Annotated in this window: 14 protein-coding genes and 2 pseudogenes; 6 read left to right on the top strand and 10 right to left on the bottom strand. The window is 57.4% G+C overall.

The features are described from left to right. Window positions 1-13: 13 nt before the first annotated feature. Window positions 14-1,156, bottom strand: coding sequence for an ABC transporter ATP-binding protein (locus ACXPVS_RS06670; protein WP_458509211.1), 1,143 nt, complete (start codon window positions 1,154-1,156; stop codon window positions 14-16). Window positions 1,157-1,370: 214 nt separating this feature from the next. Beyond that, complete coding sequence (locus ACXPVS_RS06665; protein ID WP_458509210.1) at window positions 1,371-2,132, bottom strand: gamma-glutamyl-gamma-aminobutyrate hydrolase family protein; 762 nt, start codon at window positions 2,130-2,132, stop codon at window positions 1,371-1,373. 280 nt (window positions 2,133-2,412) lie between these two features. Between ACXPVS_RS06665 and ACXPVS_RS06660 the strand changes: the two genes are divergently transcribed. The 4 genes from ACXPVS_RS06660 (at window position 2,413) to ACXPVS_RS06645 (ending at window position 7,486) form a co-directional block, all read left to right on the top strand. Continuing rightward, entirely contained in the window at window positions 2,413-3,789 is a 1,377-nt protein-coding gene (locus ACXPVS_RS06660) for a glutamine synthetase family protein (protein ID WP_458509209.1), read from the top strand. Between the two features lie 82 nt (window positions 3,790-3,871). Further along, complete coding sequence (locus ACXPVS_RS06655; RefSeq protein WP_458509208.1) at window positions 3,872-5,362, top strand: aldehyde dehydrogenase; 1,491 nt, start codon at window positions 3,872-3,874, stop codon at window positions 5,360-5,362. A gap of 52 nt (window positions 5,363-5,414) precedes the next feature. Further along, window positions 5,415-6,701 (top strand): NAD(P)/FAD-dependent oxidoreductase, encoded by a 1,287-nt coding sequence (locus tag ACXPVS_RS06650; protein WP_458509207.1) that lies wholly within the window; start codon window positions 5,415-5,417, stop codon window positions 6,699-6,701. Window positions 6,702-6,937: 236 nt separating this feature from the next. After that, the gene (locus ACXPVS_RS06645; protein WP_150747385.1) at window positions 6,938-7,486 is read left to right on the top strand and encodes a cupin domain-containing protein; all 549 of its coding nucleotides are present in this window, start codon (window positions 6,938-6,940) and stop codon (window positions 7,484-7,486) included. Window positions 7,487-7,707: 221 nt separating this feature from the next. Here the strand turns inward: ACXPVS_RS06645 and ACXPVS_RS06640 are convergent, their stop codons facing one another. Next, a complete protein-coding gene (locus tag ACXPVS_RS06640; RefSeq protein ID WP_458509206.1) occupies window positions 7,708-7,926 on the bottom strand; it encodes a PLD nuclease N-terminal domain-containing protein in 219 nt (72 codons plus the stop codon). 198 nt (window positions 7,927-8,124) lie between these two features. Next, window positions 8,125-8,949, bottom strand: a complete 825-nt coding sequence (locus ACXPVS_RS06635; RefSeq protein ID WP_458509205.1) for an AraC family transcriptional regulator — start codon at window positions 8,947-8,949, stop codon at window positions 8,125-8,127. Between the two features lie 110 nt (window positions 8,950-9,059). Between ACXPVS_RS06635 and ACXPVS_RS06630 the strand changes: the two genes are divergently transcribed. Continuing rightward, a complete protein-coding gene (locus ACXPVS_RS06630; RefSeq protein ID WP_458509204.1) occupies window positions 9,060-9,941 on the top strand; it encodes an ATP-binding protein in 882 nt (293 codons plus the stop codon). Between the two features lie 476 nt (window positions 9,942-10,417). Then, on the top strand, window positions 10,418-11,866 hold the full coding sequence (locus tag ACXPVS_RS06625) for a PucR family transcriptional regulator (protein WP_458509203.1): 1,449 nt from the start codon (window positions 10,418-10,420) through the stop codon (window positions 11,864-11,866). Between the two features lie 56 nt (window positions 11,867-11,922). Here the strand turns inward: ACXPVS_RS06625 and ACXPVS_RS06620 are convergent, their stop codons facing one another. From ACXPVS_RS06620 to ACXPVS_RS06595, 6 genes and pseudogenes are all read right to left on the bottom strand, one after another. Continuing rightward, entirely contained in the window at window positions 11,923-13,434 is a 1,512-nt protein-coding gene (locus ACXPVS_RS06620) for a CoA-acylating methylmalonate-semialdehyde dehydrogenase (RefSeq protein ID WP_458509202.1), read from the bottom strand. 61 nt (window positions 13,435-13,495) lie between these two features. Further along, complete coding sequence (locus ACXPVS_RS06615) at window positions 13,496-13,846, bottom strand: cupin domain-containing protein (RefSeq protein ID WP_324732252.1); 351 nt, start codon at window positions 13,844-13,846, stop codon at window positions 13,496-13,498. A gap of 12 nt (window positions 13,847-13,858) precedes the next feature. Then, window positions 13,859-15,241, bottom strand: a complete 1,383-nt coding sequence (locus ACXPVS_RS06610) for an NAD(P)/FAD-dependent oxidoreductase (RefSeq protein WP_458509201.1) — start codon at window positions 15,239-15,241, stop codon at window positions 13,859-13,861. A 58-nt stretch (window positions 15,242-15,299) separates the two neighbouring features. Beyond that, window positions 15,300-16,688: an amino acid permease gene (locus ACXPVS_RS06605; protein WP_458509200.1), complete on the bottom strand. Its 1,389-nt coding sequence runs from the start codon at window positions 16,686-16,688 to the stop codon at window positions 15,300-15,302. A 343-nt stretch (window positions 16,689-17,031) separates the two neighbouring features. Then, window positions 17,032-17,181: pseudogene (locus tag ACXPVS_RS06600) on the bottom strand (RidA family protein); the annotation flags it as partial. Window positions 17,182-17,391: 210 nt separating this feature from the next. Further along, window positions 17,392-17,598 (bottom strand): annotated as a pseudogene (locus ACXPVS_RS06595) (FAD-dependent oxidoreductase); the annotation flags it as partial. Window positions 17,599-17,870: the final 272 nt, after the last annotated feature.

Here is a 17,870-nt window from a genome sequence, read left to right as displayed (position 1 = left end):
TGATTGAGTGTTTTCATGAGCGCAGTACCACGCCGCTGTCGTCTTCCCACCAGACGTAGACCTTGTCGTCCCAGGTCGGACGTGAACCCCGGCGTTCGGCGTTGGCCATGAACGACTGCACCACCTTGCCGCCAGGCAGTTCCACGTAAAACACCGAGTGGCCGCCGAGGTAAGCGATGTCGTGCACCTTGCCGCTGGACCAGTTGTAGCGGGTATCGGGTTGGGTGGTGCTGACCAGCAGTTTTTCCGGGCGGATGGCGTAGGTGATCGACTTGTCCTGCACCGAGGTGCTGACCCCGTGACCGACGTAAATCTTCTGCTCCAGGTCCGGGCTGTGAATGATCGCGTGACCTTCAAGGTCTTCCACAACCGTGCCGTCGAAGGCGTTCACGTTGCCGATGAACTCGCAGACCATGCGGCTGACCGGCGCCTCATAAATGTCCACCGGGCTGCCGATCTGCGCGATCCAGCCCAGGTGCATGATGGCGATGCGCTGGGCCATGGTCATGGCCTCTTCCTGATCGTGAGTCACCATCACGCAGGTCACGCCAACGCGCTCAATGATCTCCACCAGCTCCAGTTGCATCTGCGAACGCAGCTTCTTGTCCAGCGCACCCATCGGTTCGTCGAGCAGCAACAGCTTCGGACGTTTGGCCAGGGAGCGAGCCAATGCCACACGCTGACGCTGACCGCCGGACAGTTGATGCGGTTTGCGTTTGGCGTACTGGGTCATATGCACCAGTCGCAGCATCTCTTCAACGCGGGTGTCGATTTCGCTGGCGGACAGACGATCCTGCTTCAAACCGAAGGCGATGTTCTGCGCCACCGTCATGTGCGGGAACAGCGCGTAGGACTGGAACATCATATTGATCGGCCGTTCGTACGGCGGCATGTCGGTGATGTCGACACCGTCGAGCAGAATCCGTCCTTCGGTCGGGCGCTCGAAGCCTGCGAGCATGCGCAGCAGGGTCGATTTGCCGGAGCCGGAACCGCCGAGCAGGGCGAAGATTTCGCCTTGATGGATTTCAAGCGAGACATCGTCCACCGCGGTGGTTTCGTCGAACTTCTTGGTGACGCGGTCGATTTTCACCAACACCTTTTCCGGTGACGGGTGACCTTCAAGAGCCTTCCTGTAGATGCTGGAGGCGTTTGCCATGTGAAACTCCCAACAGGTTTCAGTCGTCGGGCCAACGCGGCCTGACTTAATAGTTGATTGCAAGCCAGCACTGGGCGGGCTTATTCGGCGCCGCCGTCCTGGCTGCCTGGTGGTGCTTGTTGTTATCGCGTTTGTTGTTGTCGTGAGGGACTGGCGCGCAAAGGCACGCCCGCCTGACGCTCGGGGCAGTAAATTGATTTGGTCGGGTTTGACGTCAGCGCTTATTACGTAGCGCGGCCCGTCGCCGGCACGCGTCGCCAAACGCCTGGAAAATACTCAAATAAGGAGGATTCGACAGAACCTGCCATTCCGGATGCCATTGCACGCCAACGGCGAAGGTCGGGCTGTGTTCAACCGAAATCGCCTCGATCAAACCGTCGGGCGCAATCGCTTCCGCACGCAGGCCGGGCGCCAGTCGGTCGATGCCCTGGCTATGAATCGAGTTGACCTGGAACACCTGCGGCAAATCCAGCGCCTCGAACACGCCGCCCGGTTGCACGTTGACCGAATGCGCCGATGCGTATTGCACCGCCAGGTCCGGATGATTCGCTTCCCGGTGATCAAGCATGCCCGGGAGTTCGTGGACCTTCTGGTGCAGGCCGCCGCCGAACGCCACGTTCATTTCCTGGAAGCCCCGGCAAATACCGAGCACCGGAACGCCAGCCGCAACGGCCGCGCGCAATAAGGGAAGGGTCGTGGCGTCCCGTTGCGGATCGTGATCCGTGCCGGGGGCGCTGTCGGGGCCTTGATAGTGGAAGGGTTCCACATTCGAGGGTGAGCCGGTCAGCAGCAGACCGTCGAGCTGCGCGAGCAGGTCATCGATTTCGGTCAGATCGCCTAAGGAAGGAATGACGACGGGCAGGCCCAAAGCCGCGACGCTGACAGCACGCAAGTACTTGTCGCCGCTGACATGGTAAGGGTGCAGGCCAATCTGTTTGACGCACGCAGTAACACCGATCAATGGCTTGAATGCCATTTTTATCACCTCGAAGTTTCACACTTGAACGAGCTTTTCCGGAGCTTAGCCTTGTTGATTTTAATTAACAACTCTCATGTAAAAAATTCTAAACGCCGTACGTCCGATCTTCAGGGTTTACGCGGTGCGCAAGACTGACATGGCACTCTCGTGCCCATTAAAGGCCCAAAAATAAAGGTTAAGAGGTCAAGTGTTCGCTATTGACTTCACTTTGCCGTTCGGGTTGACTGAGTTCGCAACAAGGCAGTGAACATAATAATTAACAGCTAATAGGTGCATCATGTCGGTCCCTCTGCGTACCGTTCAACTCAACGAAGCAAACGCATTCCTTAAGAAATATCCTGAGGTTTTGTACGTCGACCTTCTGATTGCGGATATGAACGGTGTGGTGCGCGGCAAGCGCATCGAGCGCACCAGTCTTCATAAGGTTTACGAAAAAGGCATCAACCTCCCGGCGTCTCTGTTTGCTCTGGACATCAACGGTTCTACGGTGGAAAGCACCGGCCTGGGTCTGGACATCGGTGACTCAGACCGAATCTGCTTTCCCATCCCTGATACGCTCAGCATCGAGCCTTGGCAGAAGCGCCCGACCGCGCAACTGTTAATGACCATGCACGAACTCGAAGGCCAGCCGTTCTTCGCTGACCCTCGCGAAGTGCTGCGTCAGGTCGTGAGCAAATTCGATGCAATGGGCCTGACCATTTGCGCTGCGTTCGAACTCGAGTTCTACCTGATCGACCAGGACAACGTGAACGGTCGTCCGCAATCGCCACGCTCGCCGGTCTCCGGCAAACGTCCAATGTCGACTCAGGTGTATTTGATCGACGACCTGGACGAATACGTCGATTGCCTGCAAGACATCCTCGAAGGCGCGAAAGAGCAGGGCATTCCTGCCGACGCCATCGTCAAGGAAAGCGCCCCGGCGCAGTTCGAAGTGAACCTGCATCACGTCAACGATCCGATCAAGGCCTGCGACTACGCGGTGTTGCTCAAGCGTCTGGTGAAGAACATCGCCTACGACCACGAGATGGACACCACCTTTATGGCCAAGCCGTATCCGGGCCAGGCGGGCAATGGTTTACACGTGCACATTTCGATTCTCGACAAAGAAGGCAACAACATCTTTGCCAGCGAGGATCCCGAGCAGAACGCCGCACTGCGTCACGCGATCGGCGGTGTGCTCGAGACCCTGCCGGCGCAGATGGCGTTCCTGTGCCCGAACGTCAACTCGTACCGTCGTTTCGGCGCGCAGTTCTATGTGCCGAACTCGCCGAGCTGGGGCATCGACAACCGTACCGTTGCCGTGCGTGTACCGACCGGTTCGCCGGACTCCGTACGAATCGAACACCGTGTAGCCGGCGCCGATGCCAACCCGTACTTGCTGATGGCGTCAGTACTGGCCGGTATTCACCACGGTCTGACCAACGAAATCGAGCCGGGCGCACCGGTGGAAGGCAACAGCTACGAGCAGAACGAGCAGAGCCTGCCGAACAACCTGCGCGATGCACTGCGCGAGCTGGACGACAGCGACGTCATGGCCCGTTACATCGATCCGCTGTACATCGACGTGTTCGTGGCGTGCAAGGAAAGCGAGCTGGCCGAGTTCGAGAACTCCATTTCCGACCTTGAATACAACTGGTACTTGCACACCGTCTGACGGAGAACAACCTGTAGGCGCTGAGCAAGCTCAGTTCCTACGGGTTTCATGACTACTTATTCCTCTGCGTCGAGTCACAACCATGACAAACACTCGCAGCGACTGGGAGCAACGCTTCCAGTCCTTGACACTCGAAGGCCGTGCATTCATCGACGGCCAATACTGCCCGGCACTCAGCGGCGACACTTTTGAATGCGTGAGCCCGGTCGACGGCCGCTTCCTGGCCAACGTTGCCAGCACCGACGAAGCCGATACCGATGCGGCGGTCGCCGTCGCGCGCCGCACCTTCGAATCCGGCATCTGGGCGCGGTTGGCCCCCGCAGAACGCAAGCGCATCCTGATTCGCTTCGCCGACCTCATCCTGGCCAATCAGGAAGAACTGGCCCTGCTCGAAACCCTCGACATGGGCAAGCCGATCAACGATTCCATGAACATCGACATCCCGGCGACCGCCAACGCGATCCGCTGGAGTGCCGAAGCCATCGACAAGATCTACGACGAAGTCGCCGCCACACCCCACGACCAACTCGGCCTCATCACCCGCGAACCCGCCGGTGTGGTCGCCGCCATCGTGCCGTGGAACTTCCCGTTGATCATGGCCAGCTGGAAGTTCGCCCCAGCCCTCGCGGCCGGCAACTCGTTCATCCTCAAGCCTTCGGAAAAGTCGCCACTGACCGCCATCCGCATCGCCCAACTGGCGCTGGATGCCGGCATCCCGAAAGGCGTGTTCAACGTTCTGCCGGGGTACGGTCACACCGTCGGCAAGGCACTGGCGTTGCACATGGACGTCGACGTGCTGGCCTTCACCGGCTCGACCGCAATTGCCAAGCAACTGCTGATTTATTCCGGGCAAAGCAACATGAAACGCGTCTGGCTCGAAGCGGGAGGGAAGAGCCCGAACGTGGTGTTCGCCGACGCGCCGGATCTGCGCGCGGCAGCACAAGCGGCAGTCGGTGCGATTGCCTTCAACCAGGGCGAAGTCTGCACCGCCGGTTCGCGCTTGCTGGTGGAGCGTTCGATTCGCGAGCAGTTCATTCCGCTGCTGGTGGAAGCGCTGGAAGCCTGGAAGCCGGGACATGCATTGGACCCGGAAACCACCGTCGGCGCGGTCGTCGATCAGCGTCAACTGGACAACGTGCTGCGCTACATCCAGGTCGGCAAAGACCAGGGCGCACAACTGATCGCCGGCGGCAGCCGCACCCTCGAAAGCACCGGTGGCCTGTACGTGGAACCGGCGATTTTCGACGGCGTGACCAACGCCATGACCATCGCCCGGGAAGAAATTTTCGGCCCGGTGCTGTCGCTGATCACCTTCGACACCGAGGAAGAAGCGCTGGCCATCGCCAACGACAGCATCTTCGGCCTCGCCGCAGGTGTGTGGACCAACAACCTCAGCAAGGCCCACACCTTCGCGCGCGGTTTGCGCGCCGGCAGTGTCTGGGTCAACCAGTACGACGGTGGCGACATGACCGCGCCGTTCGGCGGGTACAAGCAGTCGGGTAACGGTCGGGACAAATCGCTGCACGCGTTCGACAAATACACCGAGCTCAAAGCGACCTGGATCAAGCTCTAACACCTCTACAACGGCGGCCGCCGGCAGGTGCCAGCGGCCATCGGAGAAACCTATGAAACAAACAACACATGTAAACAGCTACTACGCCGCCACCCGCAATTTCACCGGCGACTTCCCGGTGCTCGAACAAGCAGTGGACTGCGACGTCTGCGTGATCGGCGCCGGCTACACCGGTTTGTCCTCAGCCCTGTTCCTCGCCGAAGCCGGCTACAGCGTGACCGTGCTCGAAGCCGCCAAAGTCGGTTTCGGTGCCAGCGGTCGCAACGGCGGCCAACTGGTCAACTCCTACAGCCGCGACGTCGATGTCATCGAAGAACGCTACGGTGACAAGACCGCCGAAGTCCTCGGCAGCATGATTTTCGAAGGCGCCGACATCATCCGTCAGCGCATACAACACTACGACATCCAGTGCGACTATCGTCCGGGTGGCATCTTCGCTGCGCTGAACAAAAAGCAACTCAAAGGCCTGGCCGAACAGAAAAGCAGTTGGGAACGCTACGGCAACAAAAACCTGAAAATGCTCGACGCGGCGGACATCAAGCGCGAAGTGGGTTGCGACCACTACGTCGGCGGCCTGCTCGACATGCAGGGCGGCCACATCCACCCGCTGAACCTGGCCCTCGGCGAAGCCTCGGCCATCATCGGTCTGGGCGGCAAAATCTACGAACAATCGGCCGCAGTGGAAATCACCTACGGCGAACCGATCACCGTGCGCACCGCCAAAGGCGTGGTCCGCGCCAAGTACCTGCTGATCGCCGGCAACGCCTACCTGCCGCAAGACCTCGACAACCGCGTCACGCGCAAAAGCATGCCGTGCGGCTCGCAAATCGCCGTCACCGAGCCGTTGTCCGAAAAGGTTGCGCGCAGCCTGATCAAAAACAACTACTGCGTCGAAGACTGCAATTACCTGCTCGACTACTACCGCCTCACCGCCGACAACCGCTTGCTGTACGGCGGCGGTGTGGTCTACGGCGCCCGCGAACCGGACGACATCGAACAACTGATCAAACCGAAAATCCTCAAGACCTTCCCGCAACTGAAGGATGTGAAGATCGACTACCGCTGGACCGGCAACTTCCTGCTGACGATGTCCCGCATGCCGCAATTCGGCCGCATCGAGAAAAACGCCTACTACATGCAAGGCTACAGCGGCCACGGCGTCACCTGCTCGCACCTGGCCGGCAAACTCATCTCGGAAATGATCCGCGGCGACGCCGAACGCTTCGATGCTTTCGCATCGTTGCCGCACATGCCCATGCTCGGCGGCCGCACCTTCCAGGCCCCGCTCACCGCCATGGGCGCCGCGTATTACGCGCTGCGTGACCGATTCGGCATCTAAGCGTCAGACGCAAAAGAGCGCTTATGGCGAGGGGGCTTGCCCCCGTTGGGTCGAGAAGCGGCCCCGCTTTTTTGGCTTTTCATTCAGCCGTATATCGAACCTGCTGAGCAACACCACCAAACGTGATTTAATACCCGCCTTTCAAATTTCCGGGACAGGGAAGCGGTGTTCTCGCGGCCAAAAGTCGCCCGCCATCCACCCCCATAACCCTTAAGTATTCTTCGCATAAGGCTGTCATGGACACGGGCTCACGACTCAAATTAGTACGCGAAAGCTACAAGCTGTCCCAGCGCGAGCTGGCCCGACGTAGCGGCGTCACCAATGCCACCATCTCCCTGATCGAACAAAATCGCGTCAGTCCCTCCGTCAGTTCCCTCAAAAAACTGCTCGAAGGCATACCTATGTCTTTGGCGGACTTCTTTACCTTTGATCAGCCGCCGCGTGAGCATCAATACGTGTTCCGCGCCAATGAACAGCCGGATCTCGGCCGTCATGGATTGCGGTTGTTGCTGATTGGCGCTTCGGTGCCGAGTCGGCAGATGCGCTTGTTGCGCGAGCAATACGCGCCGGGGGCGAGTTCGGGGGAAGAGCCGATTGTGCACTCGGAAGGGGAGGAGTGTGGGTTGGTTACGCGGGGGACGGTTGAGTTGACGGTTGATGGGCAGATTAGTGTGCTGAATGCTGGGGATGGATATTACTTTCCGACGACGTTGGCGCATCGGTTTCGGAATATCGGGGCGGATGAAGCGGAAATCATCAGTGCCAACACCCCGGCTAACTTCTGATATCAAAGCGGACGCCAAGCTGTAGTAGCTGCCGAAGGCTGCGTCTGCGGCCAACACCAATGCCCAATGGAAACAGCCGCGCAGGTTTTTTCAAAGTGAATGGACTTCACTTCATGACCGCGCGACGCATCCGGTGTTCTAAACCTTGAGCAGGCCGCTACGTGAACGGTTCAAGGAAAACGCGTGGATCGATCCATAGCCTTAAACCGCAGACTCCAACGTCATTGTCCAGCCTGCGGTGAATGCGGGTTGTGATCGGTGTATTTTGGCCCCGCCAATGCCCAGGCTATCAGCCCGAACAGCGGTACAAACACGATCACCACCATCCATACGAGTTTGTTGCTGGATTTGCCTTGGGCTTTACGTATTTTGTTGATTGCCCATAGCTCTAACAGCAAAAGAGCTGCTGTCAACACGATCCAGATTGTTTCGATTTGCATGAGTCACCTCCTGACAGTTATTCAGTTAGGCGAGTTGGCGTGGGGAGGGTTCATTAAATTTCGGGGTTTTGTGGCTTTGTCTGGACGATGAGCCAAGTTTATGTCGATGGCATTTTGGATAAAACCTAAGACGGGAAAGCATTGTTCAGGGAACAGTAACAGTCCATGGCGCGCCTGGCTGAGTGCGAACAACAGGAGTTATGGAAAGTGAGCCACAGGACTGCCAGTTGAAAGCTGATCTGCTCGACGGAGATGTGTAACGAATTCGGCAGGTGACACTCCCAACTCGTTGCGGAGCATCGTGCTAAAGGCGCTGTGGTTGGCATATCCAGTGGCGATCGCGACACCCAGCACGCTCTCGCCTTTAGCCAAGTATTCAAGCGCTAATTGTAATCTGGCCTGCCGTCGCCATTTCCCGAAGGTCATACCGAGATCATCCATAAACCATCTGCGCAGTGTCCTTGGGTTGACGGCTAATAGCGCAGCACATTCGGCAAGATCTAGGTGGGGCGACTTGATTAGCAGATGACATACATGAGCAAGCTTCGGATGGTCAGGTAACGGCAAATGCATGGCATGAAGCGGGATGTAGTCAAGCTCGTCGACGAGCAATTTCATGATCCACTCATTACGGGTATCCGCCGAGAATGGTTCGCGAATCGTCATCGCTGAAAGGATCAGTTCACGTAACAAAGGTGATACTTCAACGATGCAGCAGTGAGCAGGCATTCGGGGGGCCTGGAGCTGCTGCAGATAAAGGCTGCGAAGCTGAACCGCCCCGACCATTCGTGTCCAGTGTTCGGTATTGGGAGGGATCCATAACGCGCGGTTGCTCGGCAGCACCCACCGGCCAGTGACAGTACCAATCACCAATACCCCTTCAATCGCGTATAGCAACTGAGCTTGATCGTGACTATGACTGGATACCCAGTGACCGTCAGAGAACGATGTGAATACGGTTCGGGGAGGATGCTGGCTGGTTCCGATGCTTTTATCTGTCGTTTTTTCTTTGAGCATGTCCATTTTTCGTACATGGCGGCCCATCTGTCGTGAGACACCTATTCGGGATGCTTTTATCATAGCGCTATCAGTGGCAGTACCAGCCCAATCCTAAACGTTAAAGGCCGCCCGCCGTGGACAATATTCAAGCTCAACTCGTGCTTCAACTTACAAGAATCGCAGACAGTCTGGAGCGCGCCTATCCCCGAGTTTTTAGTGAGGACACGTTCTCCGACGCTCTCGCTTATGCGTGGCAATATAGGTCCGTCAACGGAGTTGGCCAGGGCAGGCTGGTGCCCATCCCCAGACCTGCGTTGATGAGCTTCGATCAGCTCAAGAATATTGATCGCCAGAAAAGGTTGATTGAGCACAATACCCATTGCTTCGTCAAAGGCCTTCCTGCCAACAACGTATTGCTGACAGGCGCCCGAGGTACGGGTAAATCATCGTTGGTCAAGGCCTGTCTGCAGCGATTCCATGCTAATGGCCTGCGTCTTGTCGAAATTGACAAGGATCACTTGGCGGATTTGCCCCAGGTGATTGAGCTGCTGGCGGATCGACCTCAAAAGTTCATCATTGTCTGTGACGACCTCTCTTTTGAAGAAGGAGATATCGGCTACAAAAGTTTGAAAACAACGTTAGACGGCACTATCGCGTCGCAAAGCGATAATGTTTTGATTTACGCAACATCCAATCGGCGTCATCTCATGGCGTCCAAGATATCTGACAACCATCACGCCACACGCGGTGAAAACGGTGCTTTGAATCCCGGGGAAGAGGTAGAAGAAAAAGTCTCGTTGTCGGATCGTTTTGGTCTCTGGATATCGTTTTATGCTTTTTCCCCGGACGAGTATCTTGAAGCGGTGAATCAGTGGCTTGCTACTTACGATGTACCTGAATCTCGATTCGAAGAGGCGCATATGCATGCGGTACGCTGGGCAACCCAACGGGGTTCAAAATCAGGCCGTATCGCCGCTCAGTTCGCGAAAAGCTTTGCGAATAATTCACACGTTTGAACAAGGATAGTTGTCTATTCAAACCAGAGTCGCAGGTGCTCAATCATCTGCGGCATCAAACGCGATAGAAATGGCGTTGAAAAAGAGCGGGGCAGAGTCCGATACGCATGGACACCAACTCAGCGCCAAGGCCAGAAGCAACAGAGCGCTGTGCTGCCGGACTATCACCCCCACGACTGACCGAAGTCGGCCTTTGGCGGCCGCCAGAAATTGCCTCTGCGGTGTAAAAACGACCTAGCCATTTTGAAGTCCTCGCGCCTACTTTAAGTCAACCCGCGTTCGACTAATCAGCAGATCTGAAATTCGCGTTCAAGCGGAATATTTCTTCCATTTTGGAACGCTGTACCTGCTCAATAGAGGCTTGACACCTTCTCGATCAAAAACACCCATTCACAATGAGGTGCTCTTGCGCAAACATGGTTCACCCCGGCTTTACCCGGTAGCATGACAACTCAAAAATACGGAACGACAATCCCATGCTAACGGTACAGGACTTGATCAATGTCGAGCTGCTGAAGCTGAAAGCAGTCGCAGGCCTCGCCGCTACCAGCAGGCCGATATCCTGGGCTCATGCCGTCGACTTGCCAGACCCATGGCGATGGATTTCTCCCGGCGACCTAGTCATGACGACCGGGGTGGGCATTCCACGTGCCGCGCAAGATCAGGTTGCCTGGCTGGAGCAACTGGCGCATTGCAATGCCAGTGCGTTGGTGGTCGCTCCCAGACACGATGCCCCAAAACTATCGCGCTTGATGCTGAAAGCGGCCGATCGCATGTTGTTTCCGATCCTTCGTGCCAGTTTCGAGCTCGAGTTCGTCAAGCTTTCTCACTACGTGATCGAAAGCGTTCTGAATGCCCAGCGCGAACGGTTCAACGCCAGCGAGCGGCTGTTCCAGACTTACGCCGATGCGCTACGCAAGGCACCCGACATGGCAGGTCGACTCTCAATTCTCGCCAGCACGCTGGACCTTGAGTTGGCCATTGAGGATGCGGTCAGCGGCATCAATATCGTCGATACGAAACCATCGGGACAGCAAGATATGGAAGGGGTTGAGCGGATAGCGATCGCTGGCCGAGCGCGAGCCAACCTCGTCCTGACCCGCAACGGCAAGCGCACACTGGATGACGCCATCCTGGTACGCTCGCTGGTCGGCCTGCTCGGCGTTGAACTCGAACGATTGATGATCCAACGTGATCTGCAGCGCGAGGAAGGATCGGCACTGTTACGCAGCCTACTGGAGAGCGAGACACCGTTCATTCTGGCGCGCCCTCTACTGGAACGCCGCGGCCTTACCGGCACGCTAGTCAGTCTTGCTATACGCCCAGGTCTAAATGGGTTCTGGTGTGCGGATGAAATACACCATGCCCCTGCTCTGCACATTGCCCCCCCACTATTGCTCAGCGACAAAGGCCTGCTGCTAGCAATCAGTCCTGATGACAACGCTACACTCGAGGCCCTGCTCAGCAACCTCGGTGAAGGCACTGTGATTGGAATAAGTAGGCCGATCGCAGAGGCAACGGGCTTTCGTGAAAGCGTCAGACAGGCGCGCCTAGCGCTGACACAGGCTCAGGAAGTCGGCACGGACAGACTGCGTTACGGCGATACTGAGACTGGGCTGATCATGGCACCAAAATCGTTGACCGAAGCGCGTGCATTAATAGAACGATACCTGGGACCGCTAATGGAGCATGACCGCGCGCAAGGGGCGGTACTTTTGCCAACATTAATGAGGTTTCTCGAAAACGATGGCAACTGGAAAGCGACCGCCTTCGACCTCGGTGTTCATCGCCAGACACTCGTCTATCGGCTCAAGTTGGTGGAGCAACTGACGGGAATCAAACCCACGTCAACCAATGGCACTGCGCGTTTCTGGATTGCGATCCAAGCCGGTAAAAATACCGAACTGCTCGATAGCAATTATTGAATGCAAACGGCCCCGCACTGCAGTGCGGGGCCGTTCACGCGACTTTAACGATAGCCTTAGTGGCTGGTTGGCATCGCGAACTCAGCACCCTTGGCAGTAGCCTGCGGCCAGCGCTGCATGATGCTCTTTTGCTTGGTATAAAAACGCACACCTTCTTCTCCGTAGGCATGCATGTCGCCGAACAGGCTTTTCTTCCAACCGCCAAAGCCGTGCCACGCCATGGGCACTGGAATAGGCACGTTGATACCGACCATGCCGACCTGAATACGACGACCAAACTCACGCGCGACGTGACCGTCACGGGTGTAACAGCTCACGCCATTGCCGAATTCGTGATCATTGATAAGCGCCACTGCCTCGGCGAAATCCTTGACCCGCAAGCAAGCCAGCACCGGCCCAAAGATCTCTTCCTTGTAGATGCGCATGTCCCGGGTGACATGATCGAACAACGTGCCACCCATCCAGAACCCATCGCCGCAGCCTTCGCCTGCGGCCTCGCCATCAAAGCCACGGCCGTCGACCAGCAGCGTTGCGCCTTCCGCGACACCTTGCTCGATATAACCGGTGATGCGTTGTTGCGCAGCACGGCTGATGATCGGTCCCATCTCCGCGTCGTTGTTGGTACCGTTTAGCACTTTCAGTGCGCGGGTACGCTCGATCAGCTTAGGAAGGACCTGTTCTGCTGTGTTTTCACCCACGAAAACTGCCACGCTGACGGCCATGCAGCGCTCGCCCGCCGAACCGTAGGCTGCACCCATGAGCGCATCCACGACTTGATCCATATCGGCGTCTGGCATAACAACCAAGTGGTTCTTGGCGCCGCCTAAGGCCTGAACACGTTTACCGTGGCGAGCCCCAATCTCGTAGATATGGTTTGCGATAGGCGTGGAACCCACGAACGAGATGGCCTCGACATCTGGGTGCTCGAGCAGCGCGTTGACGGCCTCCTTGTCACCCTGCACGACGTTGAACACGCCATCGGGCAGACCGGCCTGCTTAAGCAGTTCGGCGATAAACAGGCTAGGGCTTGGGTCTATCGGGCTGGGCTTGAGCACGAAGGTATTACCCGTAGCCAGCGCCAGCGGGAACATCCACATCGGCACCATTACCGGGAAGTTGAAGGGTGTGATACCGGTGACCACGCCCAATGGCTGGCGCAGCGTCCAGTTGTCGATATTGGTGCTGACCTGGTCGGAGAAGTCAGTCTTAAGTAACTGCGGTGCGCCACACGCGAATTCGACGATCTCGATACCCCGCATGACCTCACCTTGGGCGTCGCTGAAAACTTTGCCATGCTCGGCAGTGATCAGCCGAGCCAGATCATCACGATGCTCGTTGAGCAGTGCCAAGAATTTATTGAGAACACGTGAGCGGCGCAGTGGCGACAGGTTGCTCCACGCCGGAAAGGCCGCTTTGGCTGAGGCAACGGCAGCGTTTACGTCAGCGTGGCTGGCCAGTTGCACCTGGCCTGTGACCACGCCAGTGGCAGGGTTGTAGACCGGCAATTGCTGGCCGCTGGTGGCGTTCACAAGGGCACCGGATACCCAGTTTACGATCGTATTGGTCATTGTAATTTCTCGAAAATAGGATGGCGGCGGGTTGCAGTTCCCGCCATGAAAGCGGCGCTGGTCAGTAGATCGCGTAGACCTTTCTGACGGTTTCAAGCACGTCCCAGCGCCCCGTCCAGCCAGGCGGGAGAATGATCAGGTCACCACCCGTGACCTCTACCACTTCACCGCTCGCGTCATCCGTCAACAGCGCAACGCCGGAGATGATGTACGTGAACTCGGTGTCGGGACGGTTAACCACCGGCCATCCGCCAGGTTGGCATTCCCAGACACCCAGGTTGCCAGTGGCTTCTGGTGCCAGTTGCTGGATCGCTATTTGTGGGTCGCCCTTGTCTGCACCGGCACGCTGGCCGGCGGGATTTAATGGCAACGATTGGATCGCGGCAGACTTGATAATCGTGAAAGTAGTCACGGCATGCTCCTATTAATGTGCACCTGTTAACTTTTCCAGCAACATTGCAGTGCGAGATGGACGATGGGTGATGCGCTCTTCGATATCGCTGAGCGAGGCCGCAGCTAGCCCGCTGTTGATACCCAGCCAGCGCAGCGGCTCGCGCTCCCAGGACGGGGAGCAGTGATTGACCAAGGGCAGGGCGTTGATGTCCTCGTCTTGCTCAAGGATCAGGTTGCGCAGAATGCGACCTGCCAAGTTGCTGGTGGCGACACCGTCGCCGACGTAGTTGCCAGCCCAGGCCAGCCGGTTTTTCCGATCGATACTCACCGTAGGGCACCAGTCACGGGAAACACCTAGGGCACCACCCCAGCGATGGGTGATTCGCGTGTCGGCCAGGTCCGGAAAAAACTCGATCAACGTCTCATGGATCTTGGAATGAATTTTGTCCACCAGGTCGGCGGCGTCGGATATTCGTGAGCCCCAGTGATAGGGCGCGCCCCTACCACCAAATACCAGTCGTCCCTCGGCCGTGACCTGCCCATAGACACGCAGATGACGCATGTCATTGAACGCCATGCGGTGGTCAAGATTGAGCTTGCCCAGCAGGTCTCGAGGCAGTGGTTCGGTGGCAAGCACCAATGAATACAGCGGGATGACAAAGCGTGAGTGTCCTGGTTGCTGCGAAGTGAATGCCTCGGTGGCGCGCACCGTAAACTTCGTCGTAACCGAACCGTGTTCTGTGCGCACGCTCCCGGGAACAAGTTCTGTGACTGCAGAGCGCTCATAAATTTTGGCACCCATCTGCTCGACTAGTCGTGCCAAGCCACGCACCAGTTTGCCTGGATGGATGAGGGCGCAGTGCTCAGTGTAGAGACCGCCCAGCGTGCCTTGTGCCCCGACTTTGGCGCCGGCTTGCGCGCCGTCGAAAACCTGCCACTGGTTCGGTAACCCGAAGCGCGCAGATGCCTCGACCGCGGCACGCGCCCGGGCCATTTGCGGAGCGCTACGGGCTAGCGAGAGGAACCCCTGCTTCGAGTAATCCGCTTCGACGCCCTCAACGGCCAGAACGCGACCAATCTCGTCAACTGTATCGTTCATGGCCACTTGCAGATTCAAAGCTGCGTCATGGGAGTACATCTCGGCCACCCTCGGAAGGGAGATAGGGAATATCGCCGAAGCCCAGCCACCGTTTCGTCCGGAGGCGCCAAAACCTACCTCATGTTTGTCGAGAAGTACCACGCGAAGCGAAGGATCACTCTTGAGCAGGTAGTAGGCCGTCCAGAGCCCCGTGTATCCGGCACCTACGATGGCTACATCGGCGTGTGTTGCGCCGTCTAATCGTTCGCGAGGCGAGTCTTGCTCAAACCACAGTGGTTTGTTGGGTAACTGACTTAATTCGATCTTTACTGACATGTAGTTGGCTTCCCAATGACTACTCTGGATATGGGGGTGCTCTTATATGACTGGCCTGCTAGACGACTCTCGCCGGCAGCGCGTTCTTTCTACGAACACGGGATAGCCGCATGAGCACGTAGGAGGCGGCGATGGCGGCAATAGCGAGGACGCATTGCAGAAGACTGATCTGCATTGTGGGATCGAAGGCCATGCTGACTAAGACAGCCACGATCGAAGCGGCCACCATCAGTGGCAGCCATGGATGGCCCCACATCGCGAACTTCAGCGACCCCTCCGCTACCCATTTACGGCGCAACTTGATTTGCGACAGGCAGATCATCAGGTAGACAAAAAGGAACACGGTGCCGGACGAATTGATGAGGAACTGAAACACCGTATCGGGCCAAAGCGCCGCTATCACCACGCATCCATAACCCACGAGCGTCGAGGCGATGACTCCGCGCACAGGAACACCATTACTGCTTACAGACGCCAGCCAGCGTGGTGCCTCATCATTGGAGGCCAGCACGAAGAGCAGTCGAGACGAGATGTACAGACCCGCATTCAACACTGACAGCACCGCCACCAAAATCACGGCAGTCAGCAGGGTGCCAGCACCCGGAATACCGATGTGCTCGAGCGTCGTAACAAAGGGAGATTTACCTGGAACTATGTCAGTCCATGGTTGTGCTACCACGATGAAGAAGGTCGCCAGGACAAAAAACACCAGGATGCGAACCATCACAGTATTGACGGCCTTGCGAATGTTGCGAGAAGGGTCTTCGGACTCCGCCGCAGCGAGGGTAGCGACTTCAACGCCGGTCATAGAGAAGATCACGACGACCACACCGGTAAACAGTGATGAGACGCCGTGAGGCAGGAAGCCTCCATGCTCGGTAAGGTTACTGAAACTTGCGGTCGACCCCGGCCAGAGGTTGAAGACATAGGCGCCCACCACGATCAGGAAAGCAATGATGGCCACCACCTTGATACCAGCAAACCAGTACTCGGCCTCCCCGAAGGAGTGAACCGACATCAAGTTCAGCAGCGTCATGCTCATCATCAGGCCAAGCGCGATGACCCAAACCGGAACGTCTGGTAGCCAGCCATTGATGATCTGGCCACCGACGACTGCTTCGAAGCCAACCACGATGACCCAGAAGTACCAGTAGAGCCAGCCGGTCATGTAACCCGCCGGGCGCCCGAAGGCCATGCGGGCATAATCGACGAACGATCCTTTTGATGGGTGCGCAGCCGCCATTTCACCCAGCATTCGCATCACCAGTGCAACGATGAGGCCGGTGATCGCATAGGTAATAAACGCACCAGGGCCGGTTGACGCGATAACAGCGCTGGAGCCTACGAAAAGCCCCGCGCCTATGACGCCGCCCAGTGCCAACATACTGATGTGTCGAGTCTTTAGTGTGCGTTTCAACCGCGGATCGTGCTCGGTCTGAATAGGCATTGGTCATCTCCTTTTATTGTTAGTGATCAACGGAGCCTGTTCAGAAGGTTATGCAGATCAGGCAGGGCTGAACATCGTCAAAATCCATTCGACGTGCTGTGCGCCTGTACAAATGTATGAATGAGATAGTCGCGAGGGAAAAGGTTGTGATTCGCCGCCACGCCCCAGCAAAGGATCAAAACTGAACGGCTACTAATTTGTAGGTATTACGACTGTCTATTTCTGGCCGGTTACTGCCCTTAACTAACGACAGCTATGGGTCGGCTAGCGATGAATGATCCTCGGATGAATTACAGGTCAGATTGCACCGCCCCGGCTTCGCCGCCCGCCCCGATGGCGGCTTCTGCGCGTGTGGATCACCGAGGCCCACCAGGTTGCCGTCGAAATCGGTGCCAACCTGACCGCGAACGTAAACGGTGTTGCCGGCTCGGACCGCTTGGCACCGGTCGTTGTCCAGGCTCTGGTTGGGGTAGGTTTCTTTGGTGTTGAACATGCGAATACGGGTATGGGCGGCCGGGACAGTTTCAGTCTCGCGTTGCGCGGCATCGTGGTAGTCGAGGTAGGAACGCTGGATGGCGATGTGGTCGGCCATGTACTTGGCGTCATGTCAAACGCCCCAGATGAACGAGGTACCGCGACGGGACTGCCACGCCAGGCCGAGTAAATACACGCCCGGCTCGCTCGACACGCCGAGCTGATGCGCCGGGTTGCGATAGTCGGCGGAGTGGATCTGCAGGAATGGCCGATCTTTCGGAGCGATTGGCGGGATGACAGAGCGCTGGAATGGCCCGGTGGCGGCAACACCGCGGTTGGCCTCGATTACGCCTTCAGAGGTCTCGATGGTGCAGCCCGGGCGAGCGACATTGCGCTCCACCTTCAGCACGTCCACGCCGGTGCGGATCGGGGCAGAGTCATCGGGGCCGAGGTCATCTCAATACCCTTCGACGTTGGATTTAGGTCGGTAACGGCCTGCCATTTCTTGGGGGCAAGACTAGGGATCACCCGGGTATCGGTAAAATATTATTAAGCTGGCATCTGAATATAAATAACTGATGCATCGCTAGGTGCCGGCATCAGCTTCATGCTCGTCGGCGAAGGCCATGAGCACCTCCCGATCGAGCACATCCAGTTTGATCCCCGAAATAAAAGCGGAGGACGCCAGGTGGGCGCCTTGTTGTACGC

The organism is Pseudomonas sp. Ma2-10 (assembly GCF_054330215.1).
This window is presented reverse-complemented; position numbering and strand designations above follow the sequence as displayed.